Raw genomic sequence first — 17985 nt, 5'->3', positions numbered from 1 at the left:
CAATGACCGGGTGAGCCCGCTGATACGAGGTACGAGCCGCTCCGGCCACCGTCCGCCCGGCCGCACCAGCTGGACGCGCACGGCAGTCGTCCTCGTACCGGTCCTCGCCGTCTCCACCGCCGTGGCCGTCGGCGCGGGCGCCGGGGTGGTGCCCGTCTCCCTCGCGATCTCACCGACCACGACCGCCCTGTCCGGCCAGAACATCCAGATCGCCGCGGACCGCCTGACCGGCACCGGCTTCACCCAGTACGTGACCATCGACCACACCGCCGAGGGCGACTTCCCCCAGTTCGTCTCCGCCATCGCCTCCGCCGAGCTGCACAACCTCTGCCAGTCCGTGGTGGGCTCCGTCCCCGGCTTCGGCCAGGTCACCCTGCGGATCAGCGCGGGCACAGGTGACAAGCCCGTCCACGCCGACCAGCTGATCGTCGACAGCGACGACCTCTCGGGCGACGCCGAGTTCCACGACATCCGCATCGGTGTGGACGCCTCGAGGACGGACACCGAGGGCGGGGCCCAGGGCCCGGCCGGCGCCGTGGGGCAGCAGGCCGAGAGCGTCACCATCGACCACCTGCGGCAGACCACCAAGTCCGTGAGCGCGGCCACCTTCCGCCTGAACGGCCTGCACATGACGGTCAAGAAGGGCGCCGACCCCTGCTTCTGACCCGAATGGGCGAGCGCGTACGACCATCGGGGTGATTGGGGACCTCGCCCGAGCGACCGATCAGACTGTCCCCCGGTTGACGGGATGTGCTGACCACCGAGCCCACCGGGTCACGGCCCGCCACGTCCCCGGCCGCCGTCGCCGCCTCCGGCCGCACCAGTTGGAAGCGGCTCGCCCTCGTCATGGTGCCGACCGTCGCCGCCGCGGGCGCCGTCGTCGCGAGCCTGGCCACCGGCGCGCTCGCCGCCTCCTTCGGGGTGTCAGCCAACTCCTTCACCGTCGCCGGAGAGAGCTTCCAGATCTCCTCCTCCCTCCTGGAGGGCGACGGCTTCGTCCAGTTCGGCGTCCTCGACCGGGGCCGTGACGCGGTCTACCCGGAGGCGCTCTCCGCCGTCCGCCGGGCCACCCTGCACGACCTGTGCCAGTCCGTCGTCCAGCCGGTACCGGTGATCGGCCCGGTCACGCTGCGGCTGACCGCGGACCCGGCGAGCGCCGACCGCCTCATCGCGGACACCCACGACATCAAGGGCGACGCCGTCTTCGAGAACATCCACATCGGCCAGGACGCCTCGACGGTGGACCAGGTCCCCGGCGTCCGGGGGCCGGCCGGGGCCTTCGCGCAGCAGGCCACGACCATCCGCATCCGCGACCTGCGGCAGGAGAACCGGTCGGTCAGCGCGGCCACGTTCCGGCTGCCGGACCTGCACGTGCAGGTGCTGCGCGGCGACCACTCCTGCTTCTAGGAGACGCCGCCGTGACCCGCATGCTGAGCCGCGCCGGAGCCCTCCGTTCCCGCTTCCGCGCCTGGCGCCGCAGCCGTCCCTTCTGGGCCGGCCTATGGACCCTCCTCGCCGGGGTGGAGATCCTCTCCATCCCGCTCGCCCCGCTCTCGCTCATGATCCACGAGGGCATCGCCGGTGTCTCCGGCCTGCTCATGGGCGTCTTCCTGGTCGTCCTGGGCCTCACCCTGTGGCTGGCCCCGCACTACCGCGCCTTCGCCGGCATCGCGACCCTCGTCTTCTCCGTCGCCTCGCTGGTGCTGTCCAACTTCGGCGGGTTCCTGATCGGCTTCCTGCTGGGCGTCATCGGCGGGGCCATGGCCGTCAGCTGGGTGCCGGACGGGGACGACGGCCGCGGCAGGCGTTCCCGGCCGGTGCCCGACTGGGGCGGCGGAGGCGGCGCCGCGGGGCCCGCGGTGGGCGCTCCGCAGGGCGGCCCCCCGGCGAGCACCCCTGACGGCACCCCGCCCCCGGCGGTCCCGCCGGCCGCCCCCGCGGGCGGCACGGAGCAGGCGCCGCCCACGGCCTCGGGCTCGGGCTCGGGCTCCGGCTACGGCTCCGGCTCCGTTGACGGCACGGACACAGCGGCGCTCCGCTCGGCCGTCCGCACGCAGGCCGTCCGCAACCGGGCCGTAAGGCTGCGGGCCATCGGCGCCCTCCCCGTCGGCGGGGCGCTGCTCGCCGGAGGCCTGCAGCCGATGGCTCCGATGGCTTCGATGGCCATGGCCCACGACGCCGGTGCGCCCAGGGGCGACGGCACCGCCCGGTCCGCCAAGGGCTACCGCAGCGCGGGCGAGGCCGTGTGCGACGTACTGGACGGCCTCTACCACGCCCGCAACCCCACCGCGCACGGCACCGGAACCGCTACGGGCAAGTCCAGGAACCGGGCCCCGGGCGGGCTCCACGCCGGTATCGAGGCGCAGGCCCCGCTCCCGGTCCGCGGCACGCTCGACGTCTCGCCCGGCGGCACACCGAAAGGCGCCGGGCCGGGCCCCGTACCGTCCCAGCGCGAGGCGCCGCAGCAGCCCTCGGGCGGGCTGCTGGGAGCGGTGGGCGACCTGCTGGGGCTGCGGGGCAGGCAGCCGTCCGCGCAGGCACCGGCGCCGCGGCGGCCGGGCGCCACCCCCTACGCGCCGCCCGCACCCCGCGCGGGAGGGTCCACGCGGCGTACGCGGCCCGAGGTCCCCGCGCCGTCAGCGGGCACCCCGCCCACCGGCCTCCTGTCCGGCAACAGGATCGGCCCCGACTCGCTGCTGGACCTGGTCGTCCCACGCCGCCCCTCCGACGGCGGCATGGACGAACCGCTCTCCCTGCTCCCCGCCCGCATCCGCCTGGGCACCCCCGACTCCCCCTGGTGCCTGCCGAAGGTCTCCCTGGAACTGTCCATCGGCGCGGCGGGCTACCGCGACCGCGTGATCACCGCCGAGCAGCCGTTCCGCGTGCTCACCCCGCTGCTGGTCCTGACCGGGCTGACGTACCACGGCATCACCGCCGTCCCCACGCGCGCCGGCGCCGAACGCGTCCTGGTCTTCACCGCCTGGCGCGCCGACATCGCGAGCCTGCGCCAGACGGCGGCCCTGCTCTCCCCCACCTGCGCCCGCCGCCACGCCCGCGACTGGACGCCGCCCTTCCACGGCCTGCCCGGGATCGGCCTGCCGCTGCTGGACATCGGGCTGCCCGGCATCGGGCGCGTCTCTCCCGAGCCGCCGCCGTGGGCCCCCTGCCAGGGCGAACTCGAGACGGACGCCCGGCCCTGGAGCACCACGACCGCCACCGGGCGCCCGGTCGTCCTGCTCACCCGGGTCCTCAGCGGCAACCTCCTCGGGCTGCTCCCGGTCACGTTCACCCCGGACATGCCGCCTCCGCTGCCGCCCGGGCTGACGATCCCCATCCCGCTGTTCTTCACGCAGGCAGTGGCCTACAACCAACTGCTGACCGCGCACCGGATCACAATCCCCGGCATGCACCAGCAGGCGTCGGCGTCACTCCGCTGACTGGCACACGACGGCGCTGGCCAGCAGCACGGCGGTCAGAGCGGTGACGACGAGGGCCCTACGAACAACGGACATGGCACACCTCAGTACAGCGGCGGACTGATTCGAGCAGGCCATAACTTACCGTCATCGCAGCACCACTCAACGTCACGTCGCCGTGGGGAGCCACCCGCCAGGGCTACGAAGTCCGTTGACCCCGGACCTGGATCCCGGCGAGCAGCTCGCGCGTGGCCGCCGCCACGGCGTCCACCGCCTCCTCGAAGGCCTCCCGGTTGTGCGCCGCCGGCGCCCGGAACCCGGAGATCTTCCGCACGTACTGCAGGGCCGCGGCCCGGATGTCCTCGTCGCCGACCTCGGGCGTCATCGGCGGGCGCAGGGTCTTGATGCTTCGGCACATGGCTCCAGTGTGCCCGCGCCCACTGTCAGGCCCACCCCGCGCGCGGCCGCCGGCCCCACCACCAGCCGCCCGCACCGCCCGGCGCGGCCGCGTCCTCCACCGTCAGCTCCATGTACCGGCCGTCCACCTCCCCCAGCGACTCCCCGAACAACTCCGCGACCGGCCCCGGCAGCCTCCGCACCAGCCCCGCCACCCCGTCCCGGCACACCAGCTCCCCCCGCGCCGCCCCCTGCCCGGTCTCCAGCCCCCGCACCACCCGCTCCCACGCCTCCAAATGCCCCCGCGCCTCCCGCAGCACGCTCCCCTCCACCTCCCACAACGCCTCGTCCACCTCCCCGTACGGCGCCCTCCGCAACGCCTCCATGGCCCGCTCGAACCCATCCGTGACCGGCGTCTCGCTCTGCCTCATGGCCTCATGCTCCGCCCGCACGGCGTGCGCGTCGCGCACTGCGCGCCACACGTGTCAGTCGCCCCTTTGGAACCGGATGCAGTCGGCGGCCCTCGCCCCTGGGGGCTCCTCGGCTCGGCCGCATACATCGAACACAAGGCAGCAACCCCATGGGCACGAACTGGCAGCGGACGCCTGGACCTTCTCCGTCATCGCTGCAGGCTGACGGCCTAACTCCTGTTGCAGAACTGATGCTTTAAGGTTCCTGCACCACTCCCCCGAGCGACCTTCTGTCACCGGCACGCAACACCACGTATCGCCCGAATCGGATCCGCCGTTCCTGGTGCGTCACGACATCAAGAGCATCGGAGGATTCCCCCATGGGACGAGTCAACGCGGTAACGCGCTACGTGTCGCAGGCCGCCCTCGCGACATCTACGGCAGTCGCCACGATGATCAGCTTCTCGACGCCCGCATCGGCAAGTGCCGTCGGGTACGCAAAGGTGGTCGGCTTCTGCATGGATGCCAAGGGACAGGAGCTTTGCCTCCCCACCACCACGCTCGGACACTTCGTGCGTGGCTCGGGCAGGAACGTGAACCGAGAGGAGGCATCCGTGCAGGACAGCTTTGGGATGGACAGCGCCGGCGGTAACTGGTGCAACTGGCGTATCGACTGGCGCTACTCAGACACGAACGGCCGTGTCTACCTCATCAGCAAGGGCGAAACGCACCGCAAGTGCACGCTGCACAGTTCGATCGGCCGTGTCGACACGACGCACCGCACGTTGAAGCACTACGGCAAGGCATGCGCGGACTTCTTCGTCGCTGGTACCAAGCGCGCGTCGCAATGCCACTTCATCACCGAGTGACAGCCGGAGCGACCATGCCTTCTCAAATGCACCCCTCACTGGCATCCCGCGCGCTGCGCGTCCTTTTGGGCGCGGGCGTGAGCTATGCACTCGCAACTGGATTGGTTCTACTCATCTTCGCTTTGCTCCCTCAAAACGCTCTGCGGTCCCTTCAAGAGTCGGGCTTCTTCTGGACCGTCCTCGCCACCGCGGTCGTCATCTTCGCGGCCGGAGCGCTGACCCTCCGAGGCCGCCGCGAGCGGTAAGGCCGCTATCCCACCGACCCTCGCTAGCCGATGCACACCAGCCCCGTGAGCAACACCGCGAATTCGTGACTTCGTACGCCCGTGTCGGGGACCGTGGGCGGGCGTTGAAGCACTGCGGAGGGGCCGGAGCGCGGGCCCCCGGGTGTCGCGGCATCGAGGAACAGGGCGGGATCCCCATGGGCAACAAGTCGCCGAACGTGCGGTCGGGTCGAATGATGCGGTGGGTGCTGACGGCGGGGCTCAGCTACCTGGGGGCGATGTTCGTCGTGCTCGGATGCCTGTCGCTGCTGCCGAAGCGGACGCAGACCTCGCTGTCGGAGACCGCCGTGGGGTGGGCCGTGCTCGGGGTGAGCGTCGTGCTGTTCACGCTGTTCGCGGGGCGGAGCCGCGGGCGGTCCTGACCCCTGGCGCAAACCCCCTCAGGCCCGCATCCACTCCCGGGTGCCGAACGAACCGCAGGAGCCGGAGGCGACCGTGGCCGCGAAGGCCAGGGCGGCGTCGAAGGTCGGCGGGGTGAGGCGGGTCGTGATCTGGGTGGCGAGGTGGTGGGCGAGGGCGCCGTGGAGGACGTCGCCGGCGCCGAGGGTGTCGACGACGGGGGCGACAGCCGGGACGGGAACCTGGCCGCCGGGCCGGAGGATGGGGGACGCGCCCTGGGTCACGGCGGTCCAGCGGACACCGGCGTCGTGGAGGAAGGCGAGCGCCTCGGCCGGGGTGGCGGTGCCCGGGGGGTGGAAGTCGGCCGAGCAGACGGCGACGTCGACGTAGGGGAGCAGGGTGGGCGTGGCGGGGCGCCAGCTGCCCGCGTCCAGGAGGGTGGGGACCCCGGCCGCGCGCGCGAGGCGGGCCGCGGGGACGGCGAGGGCCGGGTGGTGGGCGTCGACGAGGACGACGTCCGCGTCGCCGACCAGGACGGAGAGGTCTCCCGGCGGGGACACGGAGGCTCCGGAGGCCGCGTTGGTGGAGGCGACGGCGCGGTCGCCGGTGGCGGCGGTGACCAGGATCGTGGAGACCGCGGGGGGTTCGGGGGAGTCCGCGGTGAGGTTGATGACGTCGACGCCGAGCGCCGCGAGGTCCGCGTCGATCGCGCCGGCGAGGGGATGGCCGCCGAAGGCGGTGAGCAGGACGGCCTCGCCGCCGAGGTGGGCGAAGGTGGCGGCGGCGCCCGTGGCGGGGCCGCCGGCGGCGACGGTCTGGGCGCGGGCGGTGAGTTTCTCGTTCGGGGCCGGAACGTGGTCGACGAGCGTGATGACATCGAGAGTGCAGAGGCCTACGAAGAGTGCGCGCATGGGCGCATAGTGGCAGCAGGGGGCGTGCGTTTCCCGTCTTACGCGCCTCCTACGGGTGGGGGTGCACCATTTTTCCGCGAGACCCGACGCGCAGAGCGTCGGTGCCACTACGCTGAGTGCTCGCAATGGTGCGCGGGGAATGCCGTGAGCAGGAGGACCGCATGGGGAACGCGCGACCAGGTGGGGCGGGTCCGGCGGACGTCGAGGTGGTGCTGGCCAGAGCGCAGAACGCCTTCGACGTCGACGACCGCGTGCTGGGACGGCTGGCGACCGCGCTGATGGGCTGCACGGAGCTGGCGTCCTTCCGCCAGCGCAAGGGCCCGCCGCGCCGGCTGAGCCGCAGGACGTTGCGGCACTCGTTCCTGCTGGCCGACGGCAGTACGCAGATGCTGTGGGAGATCGAGCACAACACCGGCCCCGGCGGCGACGAACCGCTGTACGAGGTGTACTCGGACCCGGACGCGCTGGCCACCGCGCAGCACATGATCGACGCGCGCTTCGGCGAGCCCTCACCGGAGGAGCTGGAGGCGGAGGCGGCGGACTGGCTGGCGCGGCTGCCGCAGCTGGCGATGGACCTGACGCCCGGGCCCCGGCAGTACACGGAGGACCACTCCGCCGAGCACGCGTGGCGGGTGCTGCGGCGCGCCGAGAACACGGACGTACCGGGCGAGGAGCTGCGCAGCCGGCTGGGTTCGGCGGTCGGCCACGACATCGCGTACGTCACCGGGCGGCACACCAGGATCGGCACCGGCCGGGTCGCCGGCTGGACGCTGTACGAGCACGCCTTCCTGCTGGAGACCGGCGAGGAGATCAGCCTCTGGGAGGTCGAGCACACGATGACCCCCGACGGGCGGCCGGTCTGCGAGGTCTACGCCGACGAGACGGCCGCCTGCGACTCCGCCGACGTGCGGCTGGAAGGTCTCTGAGCGCGTTCCGGCCGCGTTCGGACCCGGCTCCGGCCCCGTTCGGACCCGGCTCCGGCCGGGTTCCGGCATGGTTCCGGATTGCGGCCGGGGTGCAGCCGGAGGAAATTGGGGCGTAGGCGTGTCGGTGGGAGGCGGGAGGTTCCCATGCCGGTCCTGGCGGAGGTCGAGTTCCCCGGTGTGACGGCCCTGCAGTACGAGGAGGCGAACCACCGCGCGGGGTTCGGGCCCGAGCATCCTCCCGCGGGCCTGCTCGCCCATTCCGCCGTGATCACCAACGAGGGGCTGCGGCTGGTGAACGTCTGGCAGTCCGCCCAGGCGCTCGAGGCCTTCATGGAAATCATGATGGCCGTCGCGAAGGAGTCCGGTTTCCCGGAGCCGAGCGGGCCGCCGAGGATCTCGGAGCTCTACAACTTCGTCGTCCCCTAGACACGGACCGGCGGCCCTGGATGACGGGGGGTGTCACCAGGACCGCCGGAGTTCGCGTGGTCGTACGGGGCCGTTCACGGTCTGCCGCGAAGAGCCGCGGCCGGTCGCGTCCCGGCCGGCCGCCTCAGACGGAGAGGCCCTTGCTGCGCAGCCAGCCCATCGGGCCGATCGGGTCGCCGCCGCCGGGGCGCACCTCGAGGTGCAGGTGCGGACCGGTGACGTTGCCCGTGGCGCCGACCCGGCCGATGGTGTCACCGGTGTTGACCTTGCCGGAGGTGACGATCATCGAGGAGAGGTGGCAGTACCAGAGCTCGGTACCGTCGTCGAGGGTCAGGATGATGCGGTAGCCGTACGAACCGGCCCAGCCAGCCTCGGTGATGGTGCCACTGTGGATGGCCTTGACCGGGGTGCCGGTCGGGGCGGCGAAGTCCTGGCCGGTGTGGGTGTTGGCCCACAGCGAGCTGGACTCGCCGAAGCCGGCGGTCAGCGTGTACGAGGAGACCGGCTTGACGAAGCTCTTGGCGAGCGCGGCCAGGCGCTCGGCCTCGATCTTCTTCGCGGCCTCCGCCGCGGCCTTCTTCTTGGCGGCGGCCTCGGCGCGGACCCGCTCCTGCGCGGCGGACTTGGCGGCCTTGGCCGACGCCTCCTGCTGTGCGGCGGTCCTGGCGGCCCGGTCGGCGGCGGTCCGCTGCTGCTGGGCCTGGTCGAGGATGCGGTTGCGCAGTGCCTCACCCGCGTCGGGGCTCAGGGCCTCGGCGACCTGCTTGGCCTCGGGGGCGCTGTCGTCCTCGACGAGGGCTCCGATGCCGGGCAGCTGCGACGCGTCGGGCAGATGGGGCAGGGAGACGGGGAGCGGGTTCTTGCCCTCGGCGGTGGCGACCCCTCCGACGCCGAGCACGGCCACGGCCGCGACCCCGAAGACCGCGGAACCGCGGCCCATGGAACGCTGCTTGGCGACGCGGTGCCGGGCGCGACGGGGGCCGGGGGACTCCTCGGTGGGGTTCCACGGCTCGGCCTGCGGGTCCTCGTGGGGTACGCCCTCGGCGTCCCGGGCGCTGCCGAAGGCCTCGAAGGCCTCGATGTCCTCCTGCCGCGGGAGGGCGGCAGGGGCCTCGTACGCCTCGGGCCCGGCGGCCTCGGGCTGCGCGGCGCCGGCGTCCTGGGAGGCCGTCTCCACGGCGGCGGCCGCGTCGAGCCAGCCGGCGGCCATGTTCCACTGGCCGGTGTCCCAGCCGTCGATGGCGTTCTTCGTCGGCGGTGCCTGCTCGGCGGCCGGGGGATTCCAGCCGGCGGCGATGTTCCACTCGGCGGTGTCCCACTCGGAGTACGCGGTCGCGGACCCCTGTTGCTGTCCGGGTATCAGGGCAGGCTCGTTCGACGCCACGCGGGCGCGCTCCTTTCCTTCCTTCTCGCCTACCGGGTTAGCTGACGGGTTCGGAGCAGGAAGGTCTCCTACGAGGACCGCGAACGGCCCCCGATTCACCCCAGGAAGTGGTTCCCCGGTTCCCGCGGACGGGATTCGGCAAGCGCACGGCGCCGCCCTGTCGGCGGCGGAATGACCGCGCTGCGTTATCGAACGTTAATAGAGGCGCCCGCCAATTCCAAGCCACTCAAGCGAGTTCATGACGGGAATCTATGGGGATGGACAGGGCATAAGTGGACATTGAGCCGTGACTGCCGTGACCTACGGGAAATGTGAGTGTGCATCAGTCGTTATGCGGAAGGGAGTGCCGCGCTCACGAGGAGTGATGGTCACCCCGGGCCCCGGCCGCCGAGCGCGCGCCCCAGACGGCCGCCGAGACGCTCCGCCGACGCGTCGGCGGAGCGGTGCGCCGCGAGCATTCCGTGCACTTCACGCTGCAGGACCCGGGTGAACGTGACGTAGTGCGCGGTCGCCGGACGGGCCCTGGCGGCCTGCAGCGCGCACCACAGCAGGGTTGTGTAACCGGGGGTCGCGGCGGACGGCGAGGGCGAGGGCTCCGAGCCGCGGCCCGCGGGGCGGTCGTAGAACCAGGCGCGGGGGTCGTGAGGATCGTCACAGTTGACATCCCCGGCCCCGTATGCAGAGCGTCGGGCGGGGGCGAAACCCGCGCTGAGCAGGGCATGTTGGGCGCCGTGCCCGGTCAGGAAGCGAATCAGGTCGGCGGCGTCGCCGGGGCGGTCGCTGGTGGCCGCCACGCCCAGGCTCTGCCCGCCCAGGGCGGCGACTCCGGGGAGCCGGGCCACGCCGAACCGGACACCGGGGGCGAGGGCGGCGTCAAGCCGGTTGTAGGCGTACGGCCAGTTGCGCATCAGCACGCTCTGCCCCTCGGTGAACTGGGCGAGGGTGACCGACTCGTCGGCCTCCAGGGACTCCGGGTTGAGGTTGTTGGCCGCGCCCAGCCGCCCGAGCTCGTCCAGGCCCTCGCGCAGCCCGTCCTCGGTGCCGATGTAGCGGCCGTCGCCGTCGACGAGTTCGACGCCCGCGGTCCAGAAGGTCTCCAGGGTGTTGACGGTCAGGCCCTCGTACGCGCGCAGTTGGGTGGTGTAGGCGGCGTGGCCGAGCGGGCGGACGTCGGCGAGCAGGTCGCCGATCTTGGCGTAGCCGCGCAGGTCAGCCGGACGGCGGCCGGCCTTGGCGAGGTCGTCCGTGCGGTAGTAGAGCAGGCCGACGTCGGTGTTGAAGGGCACGGCGTAGGTGCGGCCCTTCCAGCGGCCGGCGTCCGCGGCCTGGCGCAGGAAGTCACCGTCGACGAGGTCGGGGTCGAGCGGACGCAGCAGCCCGCTGTCGGCGAACTCGGCGATCCAGCTGATGTCGAGGTTGACCACGTCGTACGCGGCGGTACCGGACTGGAAGGCGCCGATCAGCTCGCTGCGCTGCTCGTCGGAGGCGGAAGGGAGCTCGACGAGCCGGGCGGGACGGTCCGGGTTGCGCCGGTTCCACTGGTCGATCAGGGCGCGCCGGACGCCGGGTTGCCCGCCGGCGGTGAGGTCGGCGTCGCTGGCGACGATCAGCGGCCGGGAGCGGTCGGGTTCCGGGGCCGGGGCGGTGGCGGGGCCGCCGCAGGCCGCGGTGGCCGGCACGAGCAGGGCGAGCAACGCGAGCAGCACGCCGAGGGCGCGGCGCCGGCGCCGTACGGCGAGCGGGGGCCGGAGGCTGCCGCCCGCGCCTGCGGGGCCCGTGGCGGTCATGACCCTCCCGAGGTGAGGCGGGTGATGGTCTCCGCGACCCGGTTCGGCAGGTCCTGCGTGGCCGCGAGGCAGGCGCCGCCGCCCTCCGTCACCGCCTTGTTGAAGCGCAGCGAGCAGCCGTAGCTCTCCAGGGAGACCACCAGCACGGGGACGTCCACGTCCGGCGGCTCCTCGCGGGCGCTGTCCTCGTCGTCGGTGACGAGGACGATCAGGGCGCCGGGGGAATCCGCGAGGGCGCGCGACCAGCGGCTCAGGGCGGCGGCCACGGGGGCGTCCCGCTCGACCGGTGCCAGCGCGCGGATCGCGGCGTCCCGCGCGGCCGCGTCGTTCGGCCCGATCGGCAGGAGGGTGCGGCCGGGCACCGCGGCGATGCCGTACCGGTAGCCGGAGGCGCGGGCCAGCACGGAGCGCACCGCGGGGACGTTGGCGCCGGCGTAGGAGGAGCTGGAGACGTCGACGGCGAAGAGGACCTCGCGCCGGGTGCCCGCGGCCCCGCCGTGGTCCCGCAGTGCGGCCTCGATGTCCCCGCGGCTGGCCGGTTCGCCGCCCGCCGGGGGGTCGGCGACGAATACGGCGCTGTCCAGCGGGGTGTCGCCGGCCGCGTCCGTCCCGCTGACGTCCGTGCGGAAGCCCTGCGCGGCCAGCGCCCGCTGCCCCGGGCCGGAACGGAGCCAACCGGCGAGCCGGCGCACCGCCTCGGCCCGGTCGGCGCGGTCGGCCCGGCCGGTCTCCCAGGTCACCGGCACGAGGGTGAGGTCGAGGGGCGGCACGTCGGCGGGGTAGTAGGCGGTGTACGGGTCGGACTGGTTGCCCAGGCAGGGGGGACGGGACTCCAGGGCGGGGGTGACGAGGCCGGCCAGGGTGGACTCGGCGGTGAGCAGCGCCTGTTGGGTGCCGCGCCGTTCGACCAGCCAGGTGCGGGCGGAGCAGGCAAGGGCCCGGTCGTCCGCCGGGGGCACGGCGTCGGTGGTGACCCGGGTGCCGGGCCTCAGGTGCAGCAACTGGTCCAGGGCCGCGTCCGACGAGTGCGGTTCCGCGCTGCGGACGACCACGTCCTGCGCGTGGGCGGCGTCCACCAGTTGCTGCGCGGTGCTGCCGGTGCGCCCGACGCCCTCCAGCGAGGTGGTCGCGGCGACGACGGCCGGGGAGTGCGCGAGGGTGACCGGTCGGCCGAGGGCGACGACGCTCTCCGGGCGCCGGGTCTCGGCCGCGACCTGGGTGGGGGCGGTGCCGGCCGCCGGTATCCACACGTCCGGGTGCGGCCCCACGTCCCGCAGCGGCAGCGCGCAGTCCCCGCCGCTCCCGCCGTCCTCGCAGGCGCGTTCCGGTTCGGCCCAGGCGGCGGAGGCGCGGAAGGCGGCGATGGTGCGGTCGGCCGGCGCCGCGTAGACGGTGGTGTTGATCTGGCCGCAGCCCTCGGGCCGGCCGCCGAGTGAGGCGGTGGTGCCGGTGGCCTCGCTGTCCTGGAAGACGTCCAGCACGGAGGCGAGCGCGGCGCGCGTCTCCGGCGAGGTGAGCACCCGCAGTTCGAGCGGGGCGGGGCACAGCGGTGCGGGGCGGTGCGCCCACGTCCAGCCGGTGACTCCGGCCGCGAGCAGCGCCAGGGCGGTGCCGGCGCCGACGGCCCGGTGCCAGAGCGGCTGGTGGGGGCCCGCCGTCCACGTCCAGGTGAACCCGGCGTACTGGGCGAGCCTGCGCAGCGGCGCCAGCCCGCGGGCCCCGCGGGCTGGGCGCGGGGTGAGCCGGGCCTGGGACAGGACGGTGTCGCCGGCGCTGTTGCTGGAGCGCTCGGTCGGGAACCAGGGGTCGTAGTCCACGCGCTCGTCGAGCGTGGCGGCGTACTCGCCGGCCAGTTCGTGCAGCCGGACCCCGAGCCGCTGCACGGTGACCGGGTCGTACGGGTCGGTGCCCTCGCTCAGCACCCGGACCAGGGCGCCGGTGAAGGGCGTCGGGTCGATCCCGTCGCCCTTGTGGATGCGCGAGCCGACAGCAGAGGAGGTGATCAGGGAGAACGGCCGCTCGGGCAGCGGCACCAGGCCGGCGTTGCCGGAGTAGCAGCAGTCCAGGACGAGGACGACGCGCTCCGCGCGCGAGGAGGCGAGCAGTCTCAGCAGGTCGCGGTACGGGATGCCGTCGAGACGGGCGCCGTCCTTGGTGGACTCCCGGGTCATCAGGTAGAGCTCGGGCTCACCGCTGCCCAGGTCGACGTAGCCGTGCCCGGTGAAGTAGACCAGCAGCAGGTCCTGGGCCTGGGCGGCGGCGGTGCCGATCAGCCCCAGCGCGCGGTCGCGGGTGCGCGGCTCGGTGAGGGTCTCCACGGTGCGCGGGATGAACCGGCCGAGGTTGCCGGCGACGAGTGCGGCGCGCAGCCGGGCCACGTTGGCCCGGGCGGAGGGGATGTTGGAGAAGTCCCGGGCGTGTTCGTACTGGGACACCCCGATCAGGACCGCCCGCGACCGGGACGCGAACGGTTCGTACGGCATGCCCGCCGGACCTCCCCAGGGCCGTCTTCCTCCGGATCTAGTTCTCCAGCGTCTGGCGGATACGGGCCGCCATCGCCTCCAGCTCGCCTCGGGTCAGGGCGTCCCTGCCGGTGAGGACGCACTCCACGTCGCCCGCGCGGACGGTGACGCTGAGCGAGTCGCCGGGCTGGTTGCGCAGGTGGTTGCGCAGGGCGCGGAGCAGCGTGAGCGCGGTGGCCTGCAGGGTCTCCTGGAGGATCATCAGCAGGAGGTCGTAGGCGACGCCCATGCTCTCGTCGGCGGGCCGCTCCCTGCGGACGACCAGCGGCGCCAGTTCCTCGTCGGCCCGCAGCCAGACCTCGAGTCTGCGCAGGTCCTCCGCCGCGTCCTTGCCGCCCTCCAGCTCAATGGTCACGTACGTGTCCATGACGCCTCCCCTCATCCCCAGCTTACGCTGACGTACCGTCATTCACACGCCTTGTGCGGGGAGTTGTGTGTAACCGGCAGGAAGTCGCGGCGTCCGGCCGGGGCCGGGGGTCTGTCCGCCCGCGGCGGCACGGCAGGCCCCGACGCCCGGGTACCCCGGTACGGGCGACTCCCCCGGTCCTGGAGCACTGGCCAACGGCTGCACGCAGGAGTGAGGCGAGCCCCGGGCCGGGAGTCTCCCCCGGACGAGGAGGGGGCTCGCCGGCCGGCCCTCCCGAGGCGGGCCACACGCCGGGGCGCCCGCGCGGGCTTCCGGGGCGTGTGGCGGGGCGGGCGGACCACGTACGGCGGCGCCCTCGGCGGCGTGTACGGACGCGGACGGCGGGACTCCGGCCCGGCGGGAGGCCCGTCCGCTTCCGGAAGCGGACGCAACGGCCGGACCGCCCGGAGGAGAGCCCTCCCTCCGGGTGGCCGCCGGCCCGTCCGGCCGTGCCGGGCCGCCTCATGATCGGCCGCCCATACTGGAACACATGGAGCACAACGCCGAGCTCAGGGACTTCCTGCGGGCCCGCAGGAACCGGCTGAGCCCGCAGGACGCCGGCATCACCGTCAGCGGTGCGCCGCGCCGTGTGCCGGGGTTGCGGCGGGAGGAGCTGGCGCGGCTGGCCGGGGTGAGCACCGATTACTACACCCGTTTGGAGCAGGGCAGGCACCTGAATGTCTCGGAGGCGGTGCTGGACGCCGTCGCCCGGGCCCTGCGGCTGGACGCGGCCGAGCGCGCCTGCCTCTTCGAGCTGGCGCGGCACCGCACCCCGCCCCGCCGCAGACCGGTGCGGCCGCAGCGGGTGCGCCCGGAGGTCCACCGCGTGCTGGACCTGCTGGGCGACCTCACCCCGGTGTTCGTCATCGGCCGCCGCACCGACGTACTGGCCGCGAACCGGCTGGCCCGCACGCTGCTCACGGACTTCTCCACACTGCCGCACCGCGACCGCAACCTCGCCCGCTTCATGTTCCTCGACGACGCGGCCCGCGACCTGCACCGGGAGTGGGACAAGCACGCCGCCGAGACGGTCGCCGCCCTGCGGCTGGACGCGGCACGCCACCCCGACGACCCGGGGCTGACCGAGCTGGTCGGCGAACTGACCATCAAGAGCGCGGAGTTCCGCGCCTGGTGGGCCGACCACAACGTGCGGCAGCGGTCGCACGGGGTGAAGCTCTACCACCACCCCGTCGTCGGCGACCTCACCCTGTCGTACGAGCATGCGCTCTTCCCCGGCGACAGCGACCAGCTCGTGTGCATCCACACCGCCGAGCCCGGCTCCACCTCCGAGGCGGCCCTGCAGCTGCTGGCCGCGTGGACCGGCTCCGACACACCCGCCAGCGGGTTCCCCGACCCCGAGCCCGACCCCCGGTGACGCCGCGAGGGCGGCACCGGCGTCGCGCCGGTGCCGCCCTCGGCGGGGGTGCCTCAGCAGCCGTCCGGCTTGATGCGGACGATCTGCGGGTCGTGGTCGCTCGCCTGGTCGGCGAACTCCGCGTTGATGTGCACCACGTCGTAGTCGAAGCGGCGCAGCGCCGGGCTGAGCAGGATGTGGTCCAGCGACTGCGAGTTGCCCTCGTAGACGTAGGTGTAGCGCTCCGGCTTCGGCAGCGTGGTCAGCAGGTCCTTCAGCACGCCGCCCGAGGTGAGGGTGGACACCGTGCCGGAGAACTCGTAGTCGTTGAGGTCGCCGAGGACCACGACGTTGGCGTCCCGGTCGGCCGCGAGCAGCGACTTCACGAAGGTGTTGACCTCGCTGGCCTGCAGCTTCCGCTGGGTCTCGGAGCTGCGCACCGGCTGCTGGTTGACGCTGTGCAGCGGCTGGTCGCCGCCCTTGGAGTTGAAGTGGTTGGCGATGACGAAGACCGGCCTGCCGTGGAAGCGGAACTCGCCCACCAGCGGCTTGCGGCTGGCGTTCCACGCCTCGCTGCCCGGGTTGATCCGGCCGGGGGAGACCGACAGCTCGGCGCCCTCGCGGGTCTTGACCGCCTTGACCGCGGTGGTGGCGTCGCCGCCGGCGCGGTCGGTGAACTGCACGCGGTGCGGGTTGAAGAGGAAGACCTGGCGGATGTTGCCGCCGGGCTCACCGCCGTCGGTGCCGTCCGTGGGGTCGACCGCCCGCCAGCTGTAGCGGGGGCCGCCGGCCGCGACGATCGCGTCGGTGAACTTCCGCAGGGTCTGGTCGGCGGCGACGGTGCCGTCGTCGGTGGCACCGTTGTTGTCCTGGATCTCCTCCAGGGCCACGACGTCGGGCGAGGAGAGGTGGGTGACGACGCCGTCGGCGAGCCGCGCGAACTTGTCGGCGGGGTCGGTGGGGTCGAGGTTCTCCACGTTGTACGTGGCGACCGCGAGCTCACCGCCCTTCTGCTTGCGGGTCACCTCGCGCTGCAGGCCCTTGTCGACCAGCGTGCCGAGCTGCGTGGCCTGGAGGCTGTAGCCGCCGAAGCCGTCGTAGTCGATCGCGCCGGTGGTGGTGCCCGCCAGCCGGTCGCCGACGTCGGCGGCCGGGACGTCCGCGGCCGCGCCGATCGACATGACCTTGATACGGCCGGTGTTGGGCTGGTCGTACGAGCCGTACACCGTGCCGCCGCGGCGGGTGGGGTTCTCGTCCGGCTTCACCGTCACCCAGACCTCGTGGTACTGGGTGGTGCCACCGACGACGCGGGCGTCGGAGAACCGCGCCAGCTCGCCCTCGTGGGCCTCGTAGAAGTCCAGCGCGTACCCGGCCGGGTCGAGCGGCAGGCCCTCGATGCTGCCGCCGCCGGCGTCGGGCGCGTACGCCGCCGGGACGGTGGCAGAGTCCAGCGTGACCGGCGCGGGCAGGGCGTTGCCCGCCGAGAGCACGGCGGTGGTCGGGGCGGTGACCTCGGTGACCGACTGGCTGCCGGTGCCCGGGTAGTACTCGGACACCTTGCCGGTCACCAGCACCTTGTCGCCGACGGCGACGGTGGGCGTGACGGAGCCGGTGTAGACGAACACGCCCTCGCTGGTGCGGGCGTCGGCGTCGGCCTCCGGATCCTGGATCCAGTAGCCCTTGGAGCCGGTGGTGCGGACGCCGGTGACGATGCCGGGGACCCGGGTGACCGTCTGGCCCTTGAGCGGGGAGACCCGGGTGGTGCCCTGGATGTCGTGGATGCGGGTGGTGCCGGGCTCGGTCGGCTCGGGGTCGGGCGTCGGGTCCGTGGTGCCGCCGCCCGGGGTCTGCCCGGCGGCGTTGACCGGGGTCGGCGCGCCGGCGGTGAGGTCGGCGGCGTTGTCGTCGGTGTCGGCCAGGGACGCGCCGCGGGCGACGGAGGCGGTGTTGCTCGCGCCGGTCGCGGGGCCGCTGCCCTCACGCACGACCGCGGTGCCGAAGCCGACGAGGTCGACCACGCGCGGGTCGGCCGTGCAGTCGGCGGCGGTGATGCAGGTCAGCGGGGTGGTGCCGTTGACCAGGGCGATGGTGCCGCTGGTTCCGCTCATCGCGATGGAGCCACTGGCGTCGGCGGCCGGCAGGGGCGTCGTGCCGCCGGTGCCGGCGGACTCCGAGACGAGGTAGCGGCCGCCGGGGGCGATCGCCCCGGTCAGCGCGGTCGCCTGCCACTTGGAGGAGGCGGACGGCGAACCGGGCAGGTACTGCACGCTGTAGCCCGACAGGTCGTATGCCGCCGCGCCGGCGTTCGCGAGCTCTACGAAGTCGTTGGTCAGCGTCGCGCCGGAGTTGCCGCCACCGCCGTACACCTCGGCGACGACCGCCTGGCTGGAGGGGGTCGCGTGGGCGGCGGGCAGCCCGGTCAGAACGACGGACGCGGCGATTCCGGTCGATATGAGCGCGAGCGCCGCGGCGCGGTTGCGGTGTCGGCTCGGTCTGGCGATCGGCACGAGGGTTTCTCCTATCGGGGTCCAACAGCCCGTCGACGACGGGCAGCG

Annotated in this window: 16 protein-coding genes and 1 riboswitch; of the genes, 8 read left to right on the top strand and 8 right to left on the bottom strand. The window is 73.5% G+C overall.

Features of this window, described 5'->3' with window-relative positions:
* Positions 1–10 precede the first annotated feature (10 nt).
* The 3 genes from PV342_RS16930 (at position 11) to PV342_RS16920 (ending at position 3437) form a co-directional block, all read left to right on the top strand.
* Complete coding sequence (locus PV342_RS16930; protein WP_400805336.1) at positions 11–664, top strand: DUF6230 family protein; 654 nt, start codon at positions 11–13, stop codon at positions 662–664.
* Between the two features lie 86 nt (positions 665–750).
* Complete coding sequence (locus tag PV342_RS16925) at positions 751–1407, top strand: DUF6230 family protein (RefSeq protein WP_329187089.1); 657 nt, start codon at positions 751–753, stop codon at positions 1405–1407.
* A 20-nt stretch (positions 1408–1427) separates the two neighbouring features.
* The gene (locus PV342_RS16920) at positions 1428–3437 is read left to right on the top strand and encodes a DUF6114 domain-containing protein (RefSeq protein ID WP_400805388.1); all 2010 of its coding nucleotides are present in this window, start codon (positions 1428–1430) and stop codon (positions 3435–3437) included.
* Positions 3438–3615: 178 nt separating this feature from the next.
* On the opposite strand, the gene PV342_RS16915 is transcribed toward PV342_RS16920, so the two are convergent.
* Both PV342_RS16915 and PV342_RS16910 read right to left on the bottom strand, forming a co-directional pair.
* Positions 3616–3834, bottom strand: coding sequence for a DUF2277 domain-containing protein (locus PV342_RS16915; RefSeq protein WP_018558434.1), 219 nt, complete (start codon positions 3832–3834; stop codon positions 3616–3618).
* A 25-nt stretch (positions 3835–3859) separates the two neighbouring features.
* Positions 3860–4243 carry a hypothetical protein gene (locus PV342_RS16910; protein WP_158689707.1) on the bottom strand — a complete coding sequence of 128 codons (384 nt, stop codon included), beginning with the start codon at positions 4241–4243 and terminating at the stop codon, positions 3860–3862.
* Between the two features lie 359 nt (positions 4244–4602).
* Here PV342_RS16910 and PV342_RS16905 point away from each other — a divergent pair, with 359 nt between their 5' ends.
* Positions 4603–5091 carry a hypothetical protein gene (locus tag PV342_RS16905; RefSeq protein WP_386987844.1) on the top strand — a complete coding sequence of 163 codons (489 nt, stop codon included), beginning with the start codon at positions 4603–4605 and terminating at the stop codon, positions 5089–5091.
* Positions 5092–5560: 469 nt separating this feature from the next.
* The gene (locus PV342_RS16900; RefSeq protein WP_360999941.1) at positions 5561–5737 is read left to right on the top strand and encodes a hypothetical protein; all 177 of its coding nucleotides are present in this window, start codon (positions 5561–5563) and stop codon (positions 5735–5737) included.
* Positions 5738–5755: 18 nt separating this feature from the next.
* Here the strand turns inward: PV342_RS16900 and PV342_RS16895 are convergent, their stop codons facing one another.
* Positions 5756–6625: a PfkB family carbohydrate kinase gene (locus PV342_RS16895; protein WP_386987838.1), complete on the bottom strand. Its 870-nt coding sequence runs from the start codon at positions 6623–6625 to the stop codon at positions 5756–5758.
* A 161-nt stretch (positions 6626–6786) separates the two neighbouring features.
* Between PV342_RS16895 and PV342_RS16890 the strand changes: the two genes are divergently transcribed.
* Positions 6787–7551, top strand: a complete 765-nt coding sequence (locus PV342_RS16890) for a DUF6227 family protein (RefSeq protein WP_018558430.1) — start codon at positions 6787–6789, stop codon at positions 7549–7551.
* Between the two features lie 144 nt (positions 7552–7695).
* On the top strand, positions 7696–7977 hold the full coding sequence (locus PV342_RS16885; protein ID WP_400805314.1) for a hypothetical protein: 282 nt from the start codon (positions 7696–7698) through the stop codon (positions 7975–7977).
* A gap of 124 nt (positions 7978–8101) precedes the next feature.
* On the opposite strand, the gene PV342_RS16880 is transcribed toward PV342_RS16885, so the two are convergent.
* The 4 genes from PV342_RS16880 to PV342_RS16865 all read right to left on the bottom strand — a co-directional run bounded on the left by PV342_RS16880 (position 8102) and on the right by PV342_RS16865 (position 14037).
* Positions 8102–9187 (bottom strand): M23 family metallopeptidase, encoded by a 1086-nt coding sequence (locus tag PV342_RS16880; RefSeq protein ID WP_400805387.1) that lies wholly within the window; start codon positions 9185–9187, stop codon positions 8102–8104.
* Positions 9188–9372: 185 nt separating this feature from the next.
* Positions 9373–9512: riboswitch (cyclic di-AMP (ydaO/yuaA leader) on the bottom strand.
* Positions 9513–9729: 217 nt separating this feature from the next.
* Positions 9730–11148 carry an extracellular solute-binding protein gene (locus PV342_RS16875; RefSeq protein WP_500317688.1) on the bottom strand — a complete coding sequence of 473 codons (1419 nt, stop codon included), beginning with the start codon at positions 11146–11148 and terminating at the stop codon, positions 9730–9732.
* Positions 11145–13631 carry a caspase, EACC1-associated type gene (locus tag PV342_RS16870; protein ID WP_400805312.1) on the bottom strand — a complete coding sequence of 829 codons (2487 nt, stop codon included), beginning with the start codon at positions 13629–13631 and terminating at the stop codon, positions 11145–11147. The genes PV342_RS16875 and PV342_RS16870 overlap by 4 nt, the downstream gene beginning before the upstream one ends.
* Positions 13632–13668: 37 nt before the next feature.
* Positions 13669–14037: an effector-associated constant component EACC1 gene (locus PV342_RS16865; protein ID WP_018558425.1), complete on the bottom strand. Its 369-nt coding sequence runs from the start codon at positions 14035–14037 to the stop codon at positions 13669–13671.
* Positions 14038–14566: 529 nt separating this feature from the next.
* Between PV342_RS16865 and PV342_RS16860 the strand changes: the two genes are divergently transcribed.
* Positions 14567–15451, top strand: coding sequence for a helix-turn-helix transcriptional regulator (locus PV342_RS16860; protein ID WP_018558424.1), 885 nt, complete (start codon positions 14567–14569; stop codon positions 15449–15451).
* Positions 15452–15504: 53 nt separating this feature from the next.
* Here PV342_RS16860 and PV342_RS16855 read toward each other — a convergent pair whose 3' ends face one another.
* Complete coding sequence (locus PV342_RS16855) at positions 15505–17883, bottom strand: DUF8508 domain-containing protein (RefSeq protein WP_500317765.1); 2379 nt, start codon at positions 17881–17883, stop codon at positions 15505–15507.
* Positions 17884–17985 lie beyond the last annotated feature (102 nt).

Source organism: Streptomyces sp. PA03-3a (assembly GCF_033792735.1).
Taxonomy (GTDB): Bacteria; Actinomycetota; Actinomycetes; order Streptomycetales; family Streptomycetaceae; genus Actinacidiphila.
This window is presented reverse-complemented; position numbering and strand designations above follow the sequence as displayed.